17 protein-coding genes are annotated in these 15,248 nt (G+C 52.9%); 12 read left to right on the top strand and 5 right to left on the bottom strand.

The features are described from left to right. Positions 1 to 38: 38 nt before the first annotated feature. The 3 genes from ABJI30_RS03465 (at position 39) to ABJI30_RS03475 (ending at position 1,889) form a co-directional block, all read left to right on the top strand. Positions 39 to 452 (top strand): hypothetical protein, encoded by a 414-nt coding sequence (locus ABJI30_RS03465; protein ID WP_348033352.1) that lies wholly within the window; start codon positions 39 to 41, stop codon positions 450 to 452. Further along, positions 449 to 1,123, top strand: coding sequence for a glutathione S-transferase family protein (locus ABJI30_RS03470; protein WP_348015512.1), 675 nt, complete (start codon positions 449 to 451; stop codon positions 1,121 to 1,123). The genes ABJI30_RS03465 and ABJI30_RS03470 overlap by 4 nt, the downstream gene beginning before the upstream one ends. Positions 1,124 to 1,391: 268 nt before the next feature. Next, complete coding sequence (locus ABJI30_RS03475) at positions 1,392 to 1,889, top strand: CPBP family intramembrane glutamic endopeptidase (RefSeq protein ID WP_348015513.1); 498 nt, start codon at positions 1,392 to 1,394, stop codon at positions 1,887 to 1,889. A gap of 189 nt (positions 1,890 to 2,078) precedes the next feature. Here ABJI30_RS03475 and ABJI30_RS03480 read toward each other — a convergent pair whose 3' ends face one another. Then, positions 2,079 to 2,489, bottom strand: a complete 411-nt coding sequence (locus ABJI30_RS03480; protein WP_348015514.1) for a DUF1761 domain-containing protein — start codon at positions 2,487 to 2,489, stop codon at positions 2,079 to 2,081. Between the two features lie 138 nt (positions 2,490 to 2,627). On the opposite strand from ABJI30_RS03480, the gene rimO reads away from it, so the two are divergent. The 3 genes from rimO to ABJI30_RS03495 all read left to right on the top strand — a co-directional run bounded on the left by rimO (position 2,628) and on the right by ABJI30_RS03495 (position 6,635). Further along, entirely contained in the window at positions 2,628 to 3,989 is a 1,362-nt protein-coding gene (rimO, locus tag ABJI30_RS03485) for a 30S ribosomal protein S12 methylthiotransferase RimO (protein WP_348015515.1), read from the top strand. Positions 3,990 to 4,104: 115 nt separating this feature from the next. After that, positions 4,105 to 4,743 carry a YqiJ family protein gene (locus tag ABJI30_RS03490; protein ID WP_348015516.1) on the top strand — a complete coding sequence of 213 codons (639 nt, stop codon included), beginning with the start codon at positions 4,105 to 4,107 and terminating at the stop codon, positions 4,741 to 4,743. Positions 4,744 to 4,814: 71 nt separating this feature from the next. Then, a complete protein-coding gene (locus tag ABJI30_RS03495) occupies positions 4,815 to 6,635 on the top strand; it encodes a flotillin domain-containing protein (protein ID WP_348015517.1) in 1,821 nt (606 codons plus the stop codon). A 75-nt stretch (positions 6,636 to 6,710) separates the two neighbouring features. Here the strand turns inward: ABJI30_RS03495 and ABJI30_RS03500 are convergent, their stop codons facing one another. Together ABJI30_RS03500 and ABJI30_RS03505 are read right to left on the bottom strand one after the other, a co-directional pair. Continuing rightward, complete coding sequence (locus ABJI30_RS03500; RefSeq protein ID WP_348015518.1) at positions 6,711 to 7,553, bottom strand: class II aldolase/adducin family protein; 843 nt, start codon at positions 7,551 to 7,553, stop codon at positions 6,711 to 6,713. Between the two features lie 236 nt (positions 7,554 to 7,789). After that, positions 7,790 to 9,220, bottom strand: a complete 1,431-nt coding sequence (locus ABJI30_RS03505) for an amidohydrolase (protein WP_348015519.1) — start codon at positions 9,218 to 9,220, stop codon at positions 7,790 to 7,792. Positions 9,221 to 9,419: 199 nt separating this feature from the next. Between ABJI30_RS03505 and ABJI30_RS03510 the strand changes: the two genes are divergently transcribed. Then, entirely contained in the window at positions 9,420 to 9,686 is a 267-nt protein-coding gene (locus ABJI30_RS03510; RefSeq protein WP_348015520.1) for a hypothetical protein, read from the top strand. Between the two features lie 28 nt (positions 9,687 to 9,714). Here the strand turns inward: ABJI30_RS03510 and ABJI30_RS03515 are convergent, their stop codons facing one another. Both ABJI30_RS03515 and recF read right to left on the bottom strand, forming a co-directional pair. Continuing rightward, positions 9,715 to 10,362, bottom strand: coding sequence for a molybdenum cofactor guanylyltransferase (locus tag ABJI30_RS03515; RefSeq protein WP_348015521.1), 648 nt, complete (start codon positions 10,360 to 10,362; stop codon positions 9,715 to 9,717). Between the two features lie 286 nt (positions 10,363 to 10,648). Further along, positions 10,649 to 11,722 carry a DNA replication/repair protein RecF gene (gene recF, locus ABJI30_RS03520; RefSeq protein ID WP_348015522.1) on the bottom strand — a complete coding sequence of 358 codons (1,074 nt, stop codon included), beginning with the start codon at positions 11,720 to 11,722 and terminating at the stop codon, positions 10,649 to 10,651. A gap of 470 nt (positions 11,723 to 12,192) precedes the next feature. On the opposite strand from recF, the gene ABJI30_RS03525 reads away from it, so the two are divergent. The 5 genes from ABJI30_RS03525 (at position 12,193) to ABJI30_RS03545 (ending at position 15,231) form a co-directional block, all read left to right on the top strand. Next, positions 12,193 to 12,372 carry a PspC domain-containing protein gene (locus tag ABJI30_RS03525; protein WP_348015523.1) on the top strand — a complete coding sequence of 60 codons (180 nt, stop codon included), beginning with the start codon at positions 12,193 to 12,195 and terminating at the stop codon, positions 12,370 to 12,372. 126 nt (positions 12,373 to 12,498) lie between these two features. Beyond that, positions 12,499 to 13,446 (top strand): cation diffusion facilitator family transporter, encoded by a 948-nt coding sequence (locus ABJI30_RS03530; RefSeq protein WP_348015524.1) that lies wholly within the window; start codon positions 12,499 to 12,501, stop codon positions 13,444 to 13,446. Positions 13,447 to 13,551: 105 nt separating this feature from the next. Beyond that, entirely contained in the window at positions 13,552 to 13,896 is a 345-nt protein-coding gene (locus tag ABJI30_RS03535; RefSeq protein WP_348015525.1) for a PilZ domain-containing protein, read from the top strand. A gap of 51 nt (positions 13,897 to 13,947) precedes the next feature. Next, the gene (locus ABJI30_RS03540; protein ID WP_348015526.1) at positions 13,948 to 14,481 is read left to right on the top strand and encodes a thermonuclease family protein; all 534 of its coding nucleotides are present in this window, start codon (positions 13,948 to 13,950) and stop codon (positions 14,479 to 14,481) included. 135 nt (positions 14,482 to 14,616) lie between these two features. Then, positions 14,617 to 15,231, top strand: a complete 615-nt coding sequence (locus ABJI30_RS03545; protein ID WP_348015527.1) for a lysophospholipid acyltransferase family protein — start codon at positions 14,617 to 14,619, stop codon at positions 15,229 to 15,231. Positions 15,232 to 15,248: the final 17 nt, after the last annotated feature.

Genomic DNA, 15,248 nt, shown 5'->3' on the forward strand with positions numbered 1-15,248 from the left:
AGACAGTGTCTATTTAATGTTAGAAAAGAACCCAGCAAATGCCAAAGATCACGATATTGTCCGTCGCACTATGTGTGTTTATATTATTAGTCCTGATACCTTTTATGGAAATCAGCGACACGCACCTGACTAATCCTGAATGGCCTGGTCACGCGCGTCTCCATGAGGCCTGGCAGCTACTGGAGAATGCCGCATTTTCCCTTCTCGCATTCATCTTGGTTTGGAAGGGCATTGCACCAAGGATCGGCATTGTGATTGGCTTGATTTTGAGCAGCTCATTCCTGGTCGCATGGTTGACTGGCCCACTTTACGGCGGATCGATGGCGCATTCAGATGGTACGGAATTCGCAATTGGCGGAATCAGTGTGGTGGTGGTTGTGGTCGCGATAATCGCCGGACTTCTGCTCCTTGGATGGCGCGCTCACTCTCAGCATATCGAGGTGTCAGCATGAGCGTTATTCTTCATGGGTCACCGCTGTCTCCTTTCACCCGCAAGGTAACACTAGTCGCGATGGAAAAATCGATCGCGATTGAAGGTAAAGACATCAACCCCTATCAGCCTCCAGAATATTTCGCAGAGATCAGCCCGCTGCGGCATATTCCAGTTTTGGAGGACGGAGATTTTATACTCAACGACAGCTCTGCGATCAGTGCATATATCGATAGGGCATATACCAGTTTGAAAGAACCCCTGTTGCCGATCGAATCTAAGGCGCACGGCTACGTAATTTGGATTGAGGAATACGCAGATACTGCCCTGTTTAGCGATATTAGCGAGGGAGTATTCCATCCAATTTTTATCAACCAGCTGCTTGGTAAGCCCATAGACTCTGAAAAAGTCCAAGAAACAGTTACAAACATATTGCCAGAGCGGCTTAAATATCTTGAGAATGAAATTTCCGGCAAAGCCTTTTTTTCCGAAGATCGCATCACGCTCGCAGATGTTTCAGTTTATGCACAACTGGCCAATCTCGATATTGCCGGACACTTGCCACAACAAGATACCTATCCAGGTTTGATGCAGCATTATTTTTCCATGAAGGAGCGAAAAACATCAAAAGTGCTGCAAGCACAAGAAGCCCAGTATTTGGACTTCATGATGAGCCAGTTAAAGCCCTCGTGATGACAGTGACGTCAACGCAGTTTTCCGCAAATAGGAATATCACATGCCACCAACAGCTTCTGCAATACCCAGTCGATGGACAGCCCTCCCAGATCTTGTGCTTGTCATCGGAGCACTTCTGATAAGCAAATATCTTCTGCTCCAAGTCGAATCGATATGGACTTTCGCCGGTCCCATGTCTCTTCTTCTTGCCTTATGTGTCGCAACAGTCTGTTTGCGCCGACGTCAAATAAGCTGGGCCAGCGTTGGATTGATACGGCCCACGAGCATGAAGCAACTTGCGCTTTGGACCGTTGTGGCGCTGATCGCGACCTTGGGTGTCGATATATTGATTCAATCGCTCGGAGCTGACCTAATCGGTCCACCCGATGAAGCCACACAGGCTATAGATGCACGCTTTCAGGGGCGGTTCGATAATCTTCCGGGCAATTTCCCGGTGTTTCTTTTCTGGTTGGCGATAGGTTGGATTATCGGTGGGTTCACAGAAGAAGTCCTCTTCCGCGGGGTATTGTTCTCGCGGTTCGAGCACTTGTTCACGGGCGTACCCTTCGCGGCCTTTCTGGCGATCGCATGCCAAGCTTTCTTGTTTGGGCAAGGTCACCATTACTATCAAGGCATGGCTGGATGGGTGGCGAACGGCGCGGTAGGTGTAATGTCGGGCGTTCTATACTTGAAATTTGGACGGAATCTCTGGCCGCTCATGTTGTCACATGGCTTGACCAATACGATTGGCCTGACGTTACTTTACTTGGGTCTGACAGGATGAACCGCCCTTACATTTTTTGACGATAGGTTTGACAGTTCATATTGTGGAAAACAAGCATAGCTAGAGTCCGCTTTTGGGATTTAGCGGACGCCAAAGCTTATCATATATATCTTGGATCAAGACGAGAGGAAGCAAACGGTGCTGGACCGTCCAGAACGTCCGGAATCTGAAATCTGTCCGTGGCGGGAATTATCCCAGCCAGGCGTGCACGCAACCCATGGCCGTATAAAAAAGCAGCCAGTATCCGGCGTCGATAAAGAACAGTGCCTTACCCTTTTGCGAGAACAGATAGTTGGTGCCAATCGCTGGTACGATGAAACCCAGTGCGACTCCGAATGCAGTGAGCACTTTCACCGTGAATGAGAAATCAGTGCCATAGCTCGCGAAAGTATGCGCAAGGGTCCAGGATGCGACCAGGCTGAACGCAAAGGCGCCGCCATAAATCATTCCCATGTTTCCGCCCTTGATTTCTTCTTCAGTCAGGCCAACGGCGCCCATCCATTTCTTGCCCATGACCGGTCCGTACCAGATTCCCCCAACAAGAAAGCCGGCAAGAGCAGCAACAACAACCGCGATCCAGTTTACATCGAATAAGTTCATTCCATCCTCCCAAATTTTTGAACAGATTGTTTTTACACGAAATTCACTCAAAAAACCACTCTCGGTCACGATGCGTGCTGAAGACTCGGCACAGTTGGGGTGACTCGCCCGGAAATAGCGGGTAAGGGCGCAGCCATTATGGCAACTACAATACCCTCCTCCCCGAAAGTGGGCATGGTCTCCCTTGGCTGTCCCAAGGCACTGGTCGACAGCGAGCGCATTCTCACTCAGCTTCGTTCTGACGGATATGACCTGTCGCCCGATTATGCCGGGGCAGATGTTGTTCTGGTCAATACCTGCGGTTTTCTGGACAGTGCCAAGGAAGAAAGCCTGGATGCGATCGGCGAGGCCATGGCCGAGAATGGCCGCGTGATTGTCACGGGTTGCATGGGCAATGAAGCGGAAGCGATCCGCGCTCGATTTCCCGACGTTCTCGCCGTAACCGGTGCGCATCAATATGAAGATGTCGTAACCGCGGTCCATGCTGCTGCGCCAGCCGCGCGCGGAGCGTTTGTTGATCTGGTACCGGAGGCAGGTCTGAAGCTGACTCCGCGTCATTACAGCTATTTGAAAATCTCCGAAGGCTGCAACCATCGTTGCTCCTTTTGCATCATACCTTCGTTGCGCGGTGATCTGGTGTCGCGCCGTCCGGATGCAATTTTGCGCGAGGCTGAAAAACTGGTCGCAGCCGGGACCAAGGAACTGCTGGTTATTTCACAGGATACATCGGCTTATGGCGTTGATATCCGTCATCAGTCGCGGCAATGGAATGGCCCGATCGGACAGGGACGGGAGGTGCGCGCGCACATGACCGACCTTGCCGAGGCGCTTGGTGAACTTGGTGTCTGGACCCGGCTTCACTATGTCTATCCCTATCCGCATGTCGACAAGGTCATCCCGCTCATGGCGGACGGCAAGATCACGCCCTATCTCGACATTCCGTTCCAGCATGCCGCTCCAAATGTGCTCAAACGCATGAAGCGTCCGGCCAATGAGGCCAAGGTTCTCGAGCGTGTCAAAAGCTGGCGCGATATCTGCCCTGATCTGACCATCCGTTCGACTTTTGTGGTTGGCTTCCCCGGCGAGACTGAAGAAGATTTTCAGTATCTGCTCGACTGGCTGGAAGAAGCCCAGCTGGACCGAGTTGGCGGGTTCCGGTTTGAGCCGGTCGAGGGCGCTGCAGCCAATGCGCTGGACGACCCTGTACCAGAGGAGGTCAAGGAAGAGCGTTACCAGCGTCTGATGGAAAAGACCGCCGCGATCAGTGCGGCGCGATTGCGGGCCAAGGTTGGACGTACCCTGCCGGTGATCATCGATGAAATCGGCGAACCGGATGAAGACGGTGACATTGGGGCTACCGCACGGTCACAGGCCGACGCGCCGGAAATAGATGGCAATGTCTTCCTGCGCAATGTCGATGCGGCCCTGGCTGTTGGTGATATCATCGATGCCGTGATCGAAGACGCGGACGAGCATGATCTGTTTGGCGTGCGTGTTTAGTTTTACGGACACTGTACGATTCAGCAATACGCACTCAAAAATCAGTAATATCACCCGCCTATCTCTTGAAACTTTCCTTATTCATCCTATATTCATGTAGAGAGAAGGGGAATATATGATCGAATTTTGGCTGGCTGAGGAAAACTTATTTTTCAGCGCTGCGATTCTTCTTATGTTTGCTATCGGATTACTTCAATTGGTTGGCCTCAGTGACTTTGGCCCGGATTTCGGCACGAACATCGATACGGATATTGATGCCGGCGCCGACCTCGATTCATCAGGTGAAGGTCTGCTGTCTTTTCTCGGTATTGGCCGTCTGCCGATGCTCATTTTACTCGTGCTGTTTCTGTCTCTGTTCGGACTTGTCGGACTGGTAGGGCAGCAAATTTACTCCGGAGTTTTTGACCAGCTTTTGACCCCGTGGCTGGCCGTTCCCGGGTCAGCCGCAATTGCGATACCCCTTACAGGGTTGTTGTCGCGACCATTGTCGAAAATTATTCCCCGGGATGAAACAACCGCGATCCACATTGATATGCTGGTCGGGCGCAGGGGGGTAATCGAGATTGGCAAGGCGGAGACTGATTCTCCGGCCCGCGCAAAAATTACCGACAGCCACGGACATCATCATTACGTCATGGTTGAACCGGGAAACGAGGGTGAGATTTTGAACCAGGCAGAGGAAATTCTGCTGGTCAGACGGGAAGGGGAGATCTTCAAGGCGATCTCTCCTGATACCGCAAAATTCCTGAGTTAAACCCTAAACCAGAAACAGTGTGATGACTTCCCCGGATTTGCATCGTCACACCCGAAAACAGAAAGAAACATATGACTGAGAATCTTATTTCCATCGCCATCTATGTTGGCATCGTCTTTGGCGCATTGCTGATCTTTGGATTGATTATAACCCGGCTCTATCGGCGAGCTACCAAGGAAATTGCGTTTGTTCGTACCGGCTTTGGCGGCGAGAAAGTTGTGATGAACGGCGGTGCAATGGTGCTGCCCGTTCTCCATGAAACCATGCCGGTCAATATGAACACCGTCCGGCTGGCCGTTGAACGGAACAATGTCGACGCGCTGATTACACTCGACCGATTGCGGATCGATGTGAAGGCGGAATTTTATGTCCGTGTCAAACCGGACTCCGGCTCGCTGGCAATGGCGGCACAGACTCTTGGTCTGCGTACAATGCAGCCGGAATCTCTGAAAGATCTGGTGGAAGGCAAGTTTGTTGACGCCCTGCGATCTGTGGCTGCGGGAATGACGATGAACGAGTTGCATGAACAGAGGGCAGATTTTGTCCAGAAGGTGCAGCAGGCCAGTTCCGCCGATCTTGCGATGAACGGGCTGGAACTGGAGTCGGTCTCACTCACCGGGCTGGATCAGACAAGCATTGAGCATTTTAACGCGAACAATGCGTTTGATGCTGAGGGTTTGACCAAGCTGACCGAGCAAATTGAACTGCGCAAGAAAGCACGGAACGACATCGAGCAGGATACGCGGGTTCAGATGGAAACCAAGGATCTGGAGGCGGATGAGCGGTCGTTCACCATCGGTCGGGACAAGGAATTTGCCCGACTGGAGCAAGAACGGGAAGTTGAAATGCGTCGCGCGGAACAGGCCTCTGAGGTTGCCAGTGAACAGGCTTTGCGCAATCGGGAAGCCGAAGAAGCCAGAATCACGGCGAAACAGAAGATCGACTCTACCCAGATTGAAGCGGACCGGACGGTGAAGGAAGCGTCGATTGCCCAGCAACAGGCAATTGAAATTGCCCGTCAGGAACAGCAGATCGCGATTCAAAACAAGAGCCGCGAGGAGAGTCAGGCGAAAGCTGAAGCCGATGAGGCGCGTGCCAAAGCTGTTGCTGCCGAAGAGCAGGTTACGACATCTCGGGAAACCGAAGTCGCGGATCGCGACAAGCGCATCGAGCTGATCGAAGCATCCAAGCAGGCAGAGCGTCAGGCCATTGGTGTCAAAGTTGAAGCCGAAGCCGAGAAAGAAGCGGCGTCCAACCGCGCGGCGGCAATTCGACTGGATGCCGAAGGTGAAGCCGAAGCTGAAAAATTGCGCGCTGAGGCCGCACGTGTTCGATTTGAAGTGGAAGCATCGGGTCAACGCGCGATAAATGAAGCAGCGAACATCCTCTCTTCCGATCAGATTTCGCTGCAAACCAAGCTGGCTTTGCTGAACGTTCTTCCCGAGGTGGTGAAGGAATCTGCCAAGCCTATGGAAGCCATTGATTCCATCAAGATTGTGCAAGTTGACGGGATTACCCAAAATGGCAGTGGTGGATCGGGTGTACCGGCTAATGGCAACGGAGGCGGCAGTGGCAACCTTGCAACGGATGCAGTTTCCGCTGCCTTGTCCTATCGGGCACAGGCGCCAGTTATTGATGGCCTGATGAAGGAACTTGGGCTGGACGGTTCCTCGCTCGATTCATTGATTAGCGGGGCAACCGACAAAATGGCTACTATTGCCAATGATGGTTCGCAACACGAGGCTGATTTGGTCATCGAAACCGACAAGAATGTCGCCGGGAAGTCTGCTGCGAGGAAAACGCGATCGGCCGCGACTAACTCAGAGGCAGGAAAAACTGTTGGTGCCAAGCCTGCCGTAGAGACACAGTCCGATACTCTGCCATCGGAATGATGGCGCGCCAGCCGGCAGGCTTGTCTGTTGGTAGTCAGCCGGAATGGTGTTGGTCACCGTTCCGGCTGTTTTATTCTAATGCTCAAAGCCCGGGTTCGTCCGGGTCAATTTGCGCATCAGGCCAGGCCAAACGAGATTGTCACCCAGTCCCGGCATAAAGGCGGGTGCGGTTTGTTGGTGTACGCGGTTGCCCATTTCCTCGGGTTCTTCGTGCAAATGTTCCGAGCCACCGACGGCTTGTGCCAGAATCTGGGTTTTGCAGGCATTTTCCAGGAAGTACATGCGCAGGAACGCGAGAGCACAATTTTTGCCGATGGTCAGCGTACCGTGATTGCGCAGGATCAGCAGATTTTTCTCACCGACATCGCCAATCAGACGCTCGCGCTCATCGAGATCCAGCGCGATTCCTTCATAGTCATGATAGGCGAGATCATCATGTACCTGCATCGAGAATTGCGTGTAGCGGCGCAGACCCTCTTTTTGCACGGAAACGGCAATGCCATAAGGCGTGTGTACGTGAATGACGCAACCAGCATCTTCGCGGGCACTGTGAACCGCGCTGTGGATGGTGAAGCCCGCCGGATTGATGAAATAGGGTGTGTCTTGCTTGATATTGCCTTCAAGGTCGATCTTGACCAGCGAAGATGCCGTCATCTCGTCAAACATTACACCATAAGGATTGATCAGAAACCGCTCTTCGCCATCTTCGTCCGGCAGGCGTGCGGAAATATGCGTGAATACCAAATCGGTCCAGGCGTGCATGGCGCAAAGCCGATAAGTAGCAGCCAGTTCACAGCGCAATTTCCACTCTTCTGCAGAGACTTTGCCTTCCAGACGCTCGATGGTTGTCGGATCGGGAATATTGAATCCACTATCGATTGGCATCGCACTGGCGGTATCTTTTGCGGCTGTGGCCATGGGTTTGTCTCCTCAAAGAATCAGTTCGGCTGGAACAGTTATGACATGCCTTTTGGCATAATTAGGGTCGCAAGGCACAGCGTTTTTTGATGCTTCGCCCGCCGTTCATCCATTCGCTGTCTACCCGGCAACCGGTGCTATCCATCAGGATATGGGCTGGCGTTGCTCATGATCCGGGTTGCGTTTGAAATACCGCCGGGACCGTCGGCACCAGTCGTTGCGCCGCCCCTGTCTGGCTATTTGCGGTAATCAAGCGGCGGTTTGCGGTCTCCGAGCAAAGACTTGTATTTGTAATCCGGCCCCCGCGCCTTGTCGAACGCAGCTTTTGCTTCCTGACGCAATTCCGGGTTGGAGTAGAGTTCGATCGCCGCCAGCGACATCGCCTTGGCAGCTACCTGAGTGCCTTTAAAACCGATGGACATTCCGCTCGCCGCCGAAGATTGCCAGCTATGCGCAGAAGTGCCCGGTACCCATGTCGCTGTGCGCACACCAACCGTCGGCGTGGCATAGGACACATCTCCGACATCGGTTGAGCCATAGCCAAGCGTCACGTCATAGGGCTGAATCACTGCTTCGCTGCCCAAGGCATTTTTGGGTTTGTCGAAGCTTGCATGTATCTGACGTGCGAACTCCTCCTCAGTCGCATTATATTGCACTCCGCCGATCTGGCGCAATTTGCTGTCCATCATCCGGGCCAGCGGTTCATTGACAAGCAGTGGATTATTGCCGTGGATAACCTCCCAATCGACGCTCGTCCCCGTGCCCATTGCGGCACCTTTGGCCGCCTCTTCAACACGCGACCAGATTGCATCGACACCATCGGGATCGGGGTGGCGGACATAGTAAAACACCTCCGCAAAATCAGGCACGACGTTGGGCGCAATACCGCCTTTCGTGATGACATAGTGGATGCGGGATTCCTGCGGTACGTGTTCGCGCATCATATTGACCATCAGATTAAACGCTTCGACTCCATCGAGCGCAGAACGTGCTCTTTCCGGAGCACCGGCGGCGTGCGCAGAAACGCCGCGGAACCGAAATTTTGCAGACCGGTTGGCCAATGTGGTGCGGGCAGCCGCGGAATTCTCGTCACTCGCGTGCCAGTGAATTGCAAAGTCAACATCATCGAACAGGCCTTCACGGACCATGTACACTTTGCCGCTGCCGCCTTCTTCTGCGGGTGTCCCGTACAAGCGCACGCGGCCAGGTGTTCCGGTTTTCTTCAGCCATTTGCTAACCGCGATCGCCGCTTCTACGGATCCTGCGCCAAACAGATTATGTCCGCAGGCATGGGCGGCGGATTTTCCGGATAGCGGTGATCGTGTTGCGACTGCATCCTGATTTATACCGGGCAGGGCGTCATATTCTGCAAGGATCGCAATTACGGGGCCTTCAGTGCCATATTCCGCCACAAATGCGGTGGGAATCCCGGCAACACCAGATTTTAGTTCAAAGCCTTGCGCGCGCAAGGACTGTTTGAGCAGCCCGCTGGACTTTTCTTCCTGATAGCCGACTTCAGCCCATTCCCAGATTTTGCGAGCGGTATCTGCGGTCTGCTCATAGCGTTCATCAATTCCTGCCAGGATTTCCGACCGGGCGTCCGAATCTTCAGCATGTGCGGCAGTCGGCGCTGCGAGCAACGCCAGAACGAGTGTCAAACGATTCACGGTAATCCCCTTGCAAACGAAACAAGCCATAATAACTGCCTGATATTGCCCGTGGTGGCAACCAGCGGTTTTGCCGCTCGCCAGCGACCTGCCTACGTCCGGTTGCAAAAATGCAACTCGCAGGTGCAACATTTCACATTGCAACTTAAAACTGGTCAGTCATAATCGAAGCTCTCTCCCAAACAGGACTGGAAAAACCATGACCAAATTCAATTCGATAATGATCAGTGTCGTTGCGCTTGCGATGACCGCGCCTGCCGCTTTTGCTGCAGATGTTTCCCGCAATGACCGTCTGTATGATTCCAGTGGCGCCAGCGTGGCCAAAGTGAGCCGGGTCGCGGATGATGGCGATGTCGTCATTATCTACAAAGGCAAGGTTATCCGGGTCCAGGCCGAAACCCTGTCCAATACCGACGGAAAACTGATGACGAGCCTGTCCAAAAAGGAATTGCGCCGGTTGAAATAACTGCGTTTCCGATATTCGCCTCTGGCGATCAGAATAGCCGGTGGACATTCCCCCTGTCCGCCGGCTTTTTTTTGATCATCGCTTCGGCATCGGCCAGGTCTTCCGGGGTATTGATATTCATGAAACCTGCTTCCTGGGGCCAGGAGACTACCTGCGCGCCGCATTGCCGGGTCATCCAGTGGAGCGATGGCGGATCACCTGAAAGATCATGGGTAGATTGAACCGCGTTGACGATATCACAGTTCCAGTAGGCAAATGTCGGATGCAATCGATTGGGGCCTTCTGCGACTGCGCAGCCGTCATTTTTTGATAGTTTTTCAATCAGGTCTGTTGGCGAAAACGGTGCGTCTACCGGAACAGTTACGAAGCCCGTACATGCAGGTCGCGACGCGGAGATTTGCGAAGCTATGCTAAAAATCGCTCCGGCCGGGCCGCGCGGTGCCTGTTCATCGTCTGCAATATGGTCAAGTCCTGTGTCGAAATCATGCGGACCAGAAATCAGGATGGTTTCGACTTTTTCACGATATCGTTCGATCACGCGGTCAATCAAGCGTTCGCCGCCGAGCGTAATTGTTGCCTTCTGCCGGCCCATACGACGAGATTCGCCACCGGCCAGAATAACGAGGCATGGATCAGATGGTCGATAAAGTGATTCAGGTGAGGGCGGCGAGGACATCTCATTGTTCTGAAGTCACAAGCGCTGCCTGTCCAGCAAATCCGGGATTGCCCAGCCAGCCAGGCCCGTCTCACGACAATTGCATGTTCCCGGTTGGCTCGTAGATCAGGCCAACACCGGAAACACGATGGCCTGTAGCGCCAGCAATAGAGGCACAATTGCGTTTCCGATTGTCTTCGGGTCGAGAGATGTGAAGATCTGCATGCAACCAAAGTTTAGCGGCGTAGGGCAAACGCACTGCTAATTTTCGTTATGAACAACCGGTAAACCCAGTTAAGTCATTCAATCATTGGGCCTGAACCACACCATTTACCACCCGAAAACGTTGCGCATTTGAAGGCGCACCATCGAACAGTGCAGATTCGGTTCCCGTCAGCCAGACTTGTCCGCCTTTGGCTGCCAGTCGTTCGAACAAAATGGCCCGACGTCCGGGATCGAGATGTGCCGCCACTTCATCCAGCAGCAGGATCGGCCGCATATCGCGCTGTTCCGCGATGAGATCTGCATGCGCGATGACTATGGACAATAGCAGGGCTTTCTGTTCACCGGTCGAACATTTGACTGCCTGCTGCTTTTTCGTTTTGTGCAACACGGTCAGATCAGCGCGATGCGGCCCGCGCAATGTCCTTCCGGCCGCGCGATCGGCTTGCCGGCTTGCGGAGAGCGCATCACAGATGGAATTTTCGTCGCAAAGACCGCCATCATCGAGCAGCAGCTCTGCCGCCGCGAACAAGCCTCCATCCGCTTTCGCGAGAACATTGTTTAGCGCGAGCGCAATTCGGGCCCGGGCTTCTGCTACCGCACTGCCAAACTGGACAAGCTGGCCATCCAGTGCGTCCAGCCACTCGGCCTCGGGTGCACGTTCCTCCGCGAGAAGGCGATTGCGCTCTCTGCGGGTTGCGTCATATCGCGCGGAATTGCGGGCATGAGACGGCTCCAGTGCGGTCACCAGCCGATCGAGGAAATTTCGTCGACCCGATGCGCCTTCGATAAACAACCGATCCATGGCAGGTGTCAGCCACAAAATGGAGAGCCATTCTGCCAGATCATTGGTGGGCGCAGATGCCCCGTTTATGCGGGTTCTTCGGCGATCTGGCTGCTCTTTGCTGATTCCTGTTCCCAATTGTGTGTCATTGAGTTCAGCTGCGACGGCGAAATCACCGGCGCCGCTCTGACGTGCCATGTCCCTGAGTGCAGCCCGGCGCATGCCGCGCCCGGGTGCCAGCAGAGATACCGCTTCCAGAATATTGGTTTTCCCTGCGCCGTTTTCCCCGCTCAATATGATCAGTCCATCACCGACATCCAGGCGCATTTGCGCATAGTTTCTGAAGTTGACGAGGGAGAGCCGGGATATGGTCATGACGCGAGGGCATCTCTAGCCAGACCCTGGGGAGATGAGAAGCAAATTCGCCGACATGGTGGTGCTCCGTTCATCCGGCATTCACAAAAAACTAACAGTTAGTAAAAAATCCCAACAGTCAGCATTTGACGATGGTCTGCAATCCGCAATAAACCCATAAGTCACTGATATATAATATATAATACAAACTGGCACGGCTCATGCAATGTATTGGACATCTTCGTAAAACAGTTTGCGAAGCCCAGATTTAACACAAAGGAAATCAAAATGTTCACGAACGTATCAAATAATATCACCGCCGCTTTTGCAGCTTTCGTTTCCGCCGCTGTTGTAATCAGCTCAAGCGTAGCACCTGCCTTCAACAACGCTAGCTCGCTGGTAATCTGATGTCAGACACGCGCAAAAAGACAAGCTCGACGCCAAGCAGTTGGCCCACCGCAACCACTTCAAGCAAAGGAAAGAATAACCCGATGAAAACCAAACTCCGCCTCGACCGTGCCAATGGCAAGCTGATGGGCGTCTGTTCCGGCCTCGCTAATTGGAGCGGAATTGATGTCAGCATCCTGCGGATTATCTTCGTTCTTGCCACCATATTCGGTGTCGGTGCTCCCGTATTGATCTATCTTGCCTTGGGTCTGATTGTTGATTGAATAGGGATGAACCCAGTTGTTCATGATATAACATACGGAAAATATGGAATAAAAATAATAGACCGCTCCGATAAACCTGTGTATTTGAAGATGATAATGTTCATCAGATAATTTATCGGAGCGTAGATGTCCGGCCATCATCATCACGGACATTCCAGTCACAGCCATCACGACCGGCACGGTCCCCATGGCCATATGCCCACCGATTTCAGCCGAGCCTTTGCTTTCGGAATCGCGCTCAACATTATCTACATCATTGTCGAAGTGACCTACGGAATCCTTGCGGGTTCGATGGCGCTTCTGGCAGATGCCGGACATAATTTGTCCGACGTCCTTGGACTGGCCGTTGCCTGGGCCGGAGCCGAGCTATCCAAGCGGCCGCCCAGCAAACAGTTTACGTACGGGTTTGGTGGCTCATCGATATTGGCTGCGCTTCTAAACGGACTCCTTCTTCTCGTCGCCTGCGGTGCAATCGCCTGGGAAGCCATTGGCCGATTCAGCACGCAAAGTGATGTCGCGTCCACAACCGTGATCATTGTTGCATCGATTGGCATTGTCATAAATTTTGCCACGGCCATGCTTTTCATCCGCGGACAGAAGGAAGACATTAACGTCCGCGGCGCCTTTTTACACATGATGGCGGATGCAGGGGTTTCAGCCGGTGTCGTCATTGGCGGGGTCGCCATATATTTCACCGGCTTCAACTGGATCGATCCGCTGGTGAGTCTCGCTATTGTGGCGCTGATATTCTGGAGTACGTGGGGATTGTTGTCTGAGGCCGTGCGCATGTCTCTTGCAGGCGTTCCGCGCAATGTCGATGCAGAAGCCGTACTTTCGGCACTGTCCGCGCTCGAAGGAGTTGAAACGGTGCATGACCTGCATATCTGGCCGATGAGTACGAGTGAAAATGCGATGACCGCGCATCTGGTGATACCCGGAGGTCATCCCGGCAAGGGTTTTCTGGCGGATGTACAGGATCGCATGAAGGAGCAATTTGCCATCCATCACATTACAATTCAGATTGAACTGGAGGATGAGGAAGCGGAAATCTGCCAGAATGATTGCTCGCCATGACGTCGTGATCTCTGCCGTTAACCAATGAAAACACGTACCCTGTTAACTTTTGGATAAACAACTTTTGCTAGGTAAGTGGTCTGAAGCAGAGGGAAAAAGTTCAAAATGAACGCACGGCCAGACCAACGTCAAATGGATAAACAGATGAAGCGGGGCGATCATCGGGTTTCTTCGCGCACTGGTGTTGAAATCAGAGCGGAAGTCAGGGAACCTGGCCTTGGCCGTGTCGAAGCACATATACTGGACTTGTCGCTCACCGGGTTTCGGATGCGGTGTATGACGCGCTTGACCGGCGAAAAACATATTTTCATGACCCTGCCATCATTTACTGCACTTGAGAGCAGGATCTGCTGGATCGAGGGTGATTATTATGGATGTGAGTTTGTCAAAAGCCTCTACCCGGCGGTGTTTGATCACATCGTGACAAGCTTCCCGTCTCTGAAGCAGTAATTCCATCAGGTTGCCACTGACGGTGAAAGCAGGCTAGTTGCCCAATGCGACATGGCCCGGAAAAAATCAGCGATTTTCAAAAATGCGTTTCTGATCATTTTGATCATTGGCGGATCATGGGCAGTGCAAAACTGGATGGCATCCGAAGAAATTGTCGAGATCAACGGCAAACGGGCCACGATCATCGACGGCGACAGCTTCAAAGCGGCAGATGAAGAATTTCGAATTTATGGAATAGACGCCCCTGAATATCGCCAGACCTGTTCAGATAGCAATGGTACTGCCTGGACGTGCGGGAAGTTCGCGCGGACCGGACTGGAGGAAATGTTGAGAACGGGTGCCTGGGCATGCACGGTCCGCGCAAGAGACAGGTTCGGACGCAATATCGTGATTTGTGCCGATGAAAACCGTCGGGATCTGGGTTCCACCTTGGTTCGACAGGGCTTTGCAGTTTCCGGTTTGAACTTCGATGAAGCGATATACGCGTCTGAGGAAGACCAAGCGAAAAACGTAAGAAAGGGTATCTGGCGCGGAGCATTTGTTCGGCCCGAGGTCTGGCGCAAACAACACCCGAGAGGATCATGATGGGGTTAGCCCGTTATAATCACGAGCGAAAGTTCATCGATGACCATGTCCTTACAGACATCTTTCATTGCGCTGGCATAAAATCCACCTATGTTCCGTTGAAGCGCGACCGCATGTTCGCGACGGGGAGGGTAAGTGCACAGCGAGATTAAACCCAATTGGCTTTCGGAAATCGTTCGCCGATTTTCTGTCTTTGTCTACAAAGTCAATGGCTGGACGGCCATTCAGGAAAACCCGCCTCCACGCAAATGCGTGATCATTGCTGCACCGCATACAAGCAACTGGGACTTTCTCTATTTTTTCGGACTGACCAATCAGTTGGGTATCAAGTCCTACTGGATCGGCAAGAATACGTTATTCAAATGGCCATTCGGGGACATGATGCGCCGGCTGGGCGGCATTCCGGTAGACCGGTCCAAATCCCAGAACATGGTCGATGCCATGGTTGCGGAATTTGAGAAACGGGATGACTTCATCCTGACGATCCCGCCCGAAGGGACCCGGGGCAGCGTGCGGCAATGGCGAACCGGATTCTATTATATCGCGCACAAGGCGAAGGTTCCCTTGATCATTGGTATGATGGATTATGCCAAAAAGTCCGGAGGTCTGGGTTCTCAGATCGAAGTGACCGGCGACTATGAAGCCGACATGGAAAAAGTCAGCGAATTTTATCACAGCGTAACACCCCGATATCCTGAAAAGGCGATGGACAAAATTGTCCTGGCCTCATCGGATTCGGATAAGCAATAGATGGATTGGAAGAGAAT

Origin of the sequence: Parasphingorhabdus sp., from assembly GCF_039968395.1 — a bacterium.
GTDB lineage: Bacteria > Pseudomonadota > Alphaproteobacteria > Sphingomonadales > Sphingomonadaceae > Parasphingorhabdus.

What these genes read in the sequence shown, in the direction of transcription:
- ABJI30_RS03480 (WP_348015514.1), bottom strand. Translation starts at nt 2,489, where the DNA reads ATGAACTTATTCGATGTAAACTGGATCGCGGTTGTTGTTGCTGCTCTT.
- rimO (WP_348015515.1), top strand. Translation starts at nt 2,628, where the DNA reads ATGGCAACTACAATACCCTCCTCCCCGAAAGTGGGCATGGTCTCCCTT.
- ABJI30_RS03500 (WP_348015518.1), bottom strand. Translation starts at nt 7,553, where the DNA reads ATGGCCACAGCCGCAAAAGATACCGCCAGTGCGATGCCAATCGATAGT.
- ABJI30_RS03470 (WP_348015512.1), top strand. Translation starts at nt 449, where the DNA reads ATGAGCGTTATTCTTCATGGGTCACCGCTGTCTCCTTTCACCCGCAAG.
- recF (WP_348015522.1), bottom strand. Translation starts at nt 11,722, where the DNA reads ATGACCATATCCCGGCTCTCCCTCGTCAACTTCAGAAACTATGCGCAA.
- ABJI30_RS03475 (WP_348015513.1), top strand. Translation starts at nt 1,392, where the DNA reads ATGAAGCAACTTGCGCTTTGGACCGTTGTGGCGCTGATCGCGACCTTG.
- ABJI30_RS03515 (WP_348015521.1), bottom strand. Translation starts at nt 10,362, where the DNA reads ATGTCCTCGCCGCCCTCACCTGAATCACTTTATCGACCATCTGATCCA.
- ABJI30_RS03525 (WP_348015523.1), top strand. Translation starts at nt 12,193, where the DNA reads ATGAAAACCAAACTCCGCCTCGACCGTGCCAATGGCAAGCTGATGGGC.
- ABJI30_RS03535 (WP_348015525.1), top strand. Translation starts at nt 13,552, where the DNA reads ATGAACGCACGGCCAGACCAACGTCAAATGGATAAACAGATGAAGCGG.
- ABJI30_RS03490 (WP_348015516.1), top strand. Translation starts at nt 4,105, where the DNA reads ATGATCGAATTTTGGCTGGCTGAGGAAAACTTATTTTTCAGCGCTGCG.
- ABJI30_RS03465 (WP_348033352.1), top strand. Translation starts at nt 39, where the DNA reads ATGCCAAAGATCACGATATTGTCCGTCGCACTATGTGTGTTTATATTA.
- ABJI30_RS03540 (WP_348015526.1), top strand. Translation starts at nt 13,948, where the DNA reads ATGGCCCGGAAAAAATCAGCGATTTTCAAAAATGCGTTTCTGATCATT.
- ABJI30_RS03495 (WP_348015517.1), top strand. Translation starts at nt 4,815, where the DNA reads ATGACTGAGAATCTTATTTCCATCGCCATCTATGTTGGCATCGTCTTT.
- ABJI30_RS03510 (WP_348015520.1), top strand. Translation starts at nt 9,420, where the DNA reads ATGACCAAATTCAATTCGATAATGATCAGTGTCGTTGCGCTTGCGATG.
- ABJI30_RS03530 (WP_348015524.1), top strand. Translation starts at nt 12,499, where the DNA reads ATGTCCGGCCATCATCATCACGGACATTCCAGTCACAGCCATCACGAC.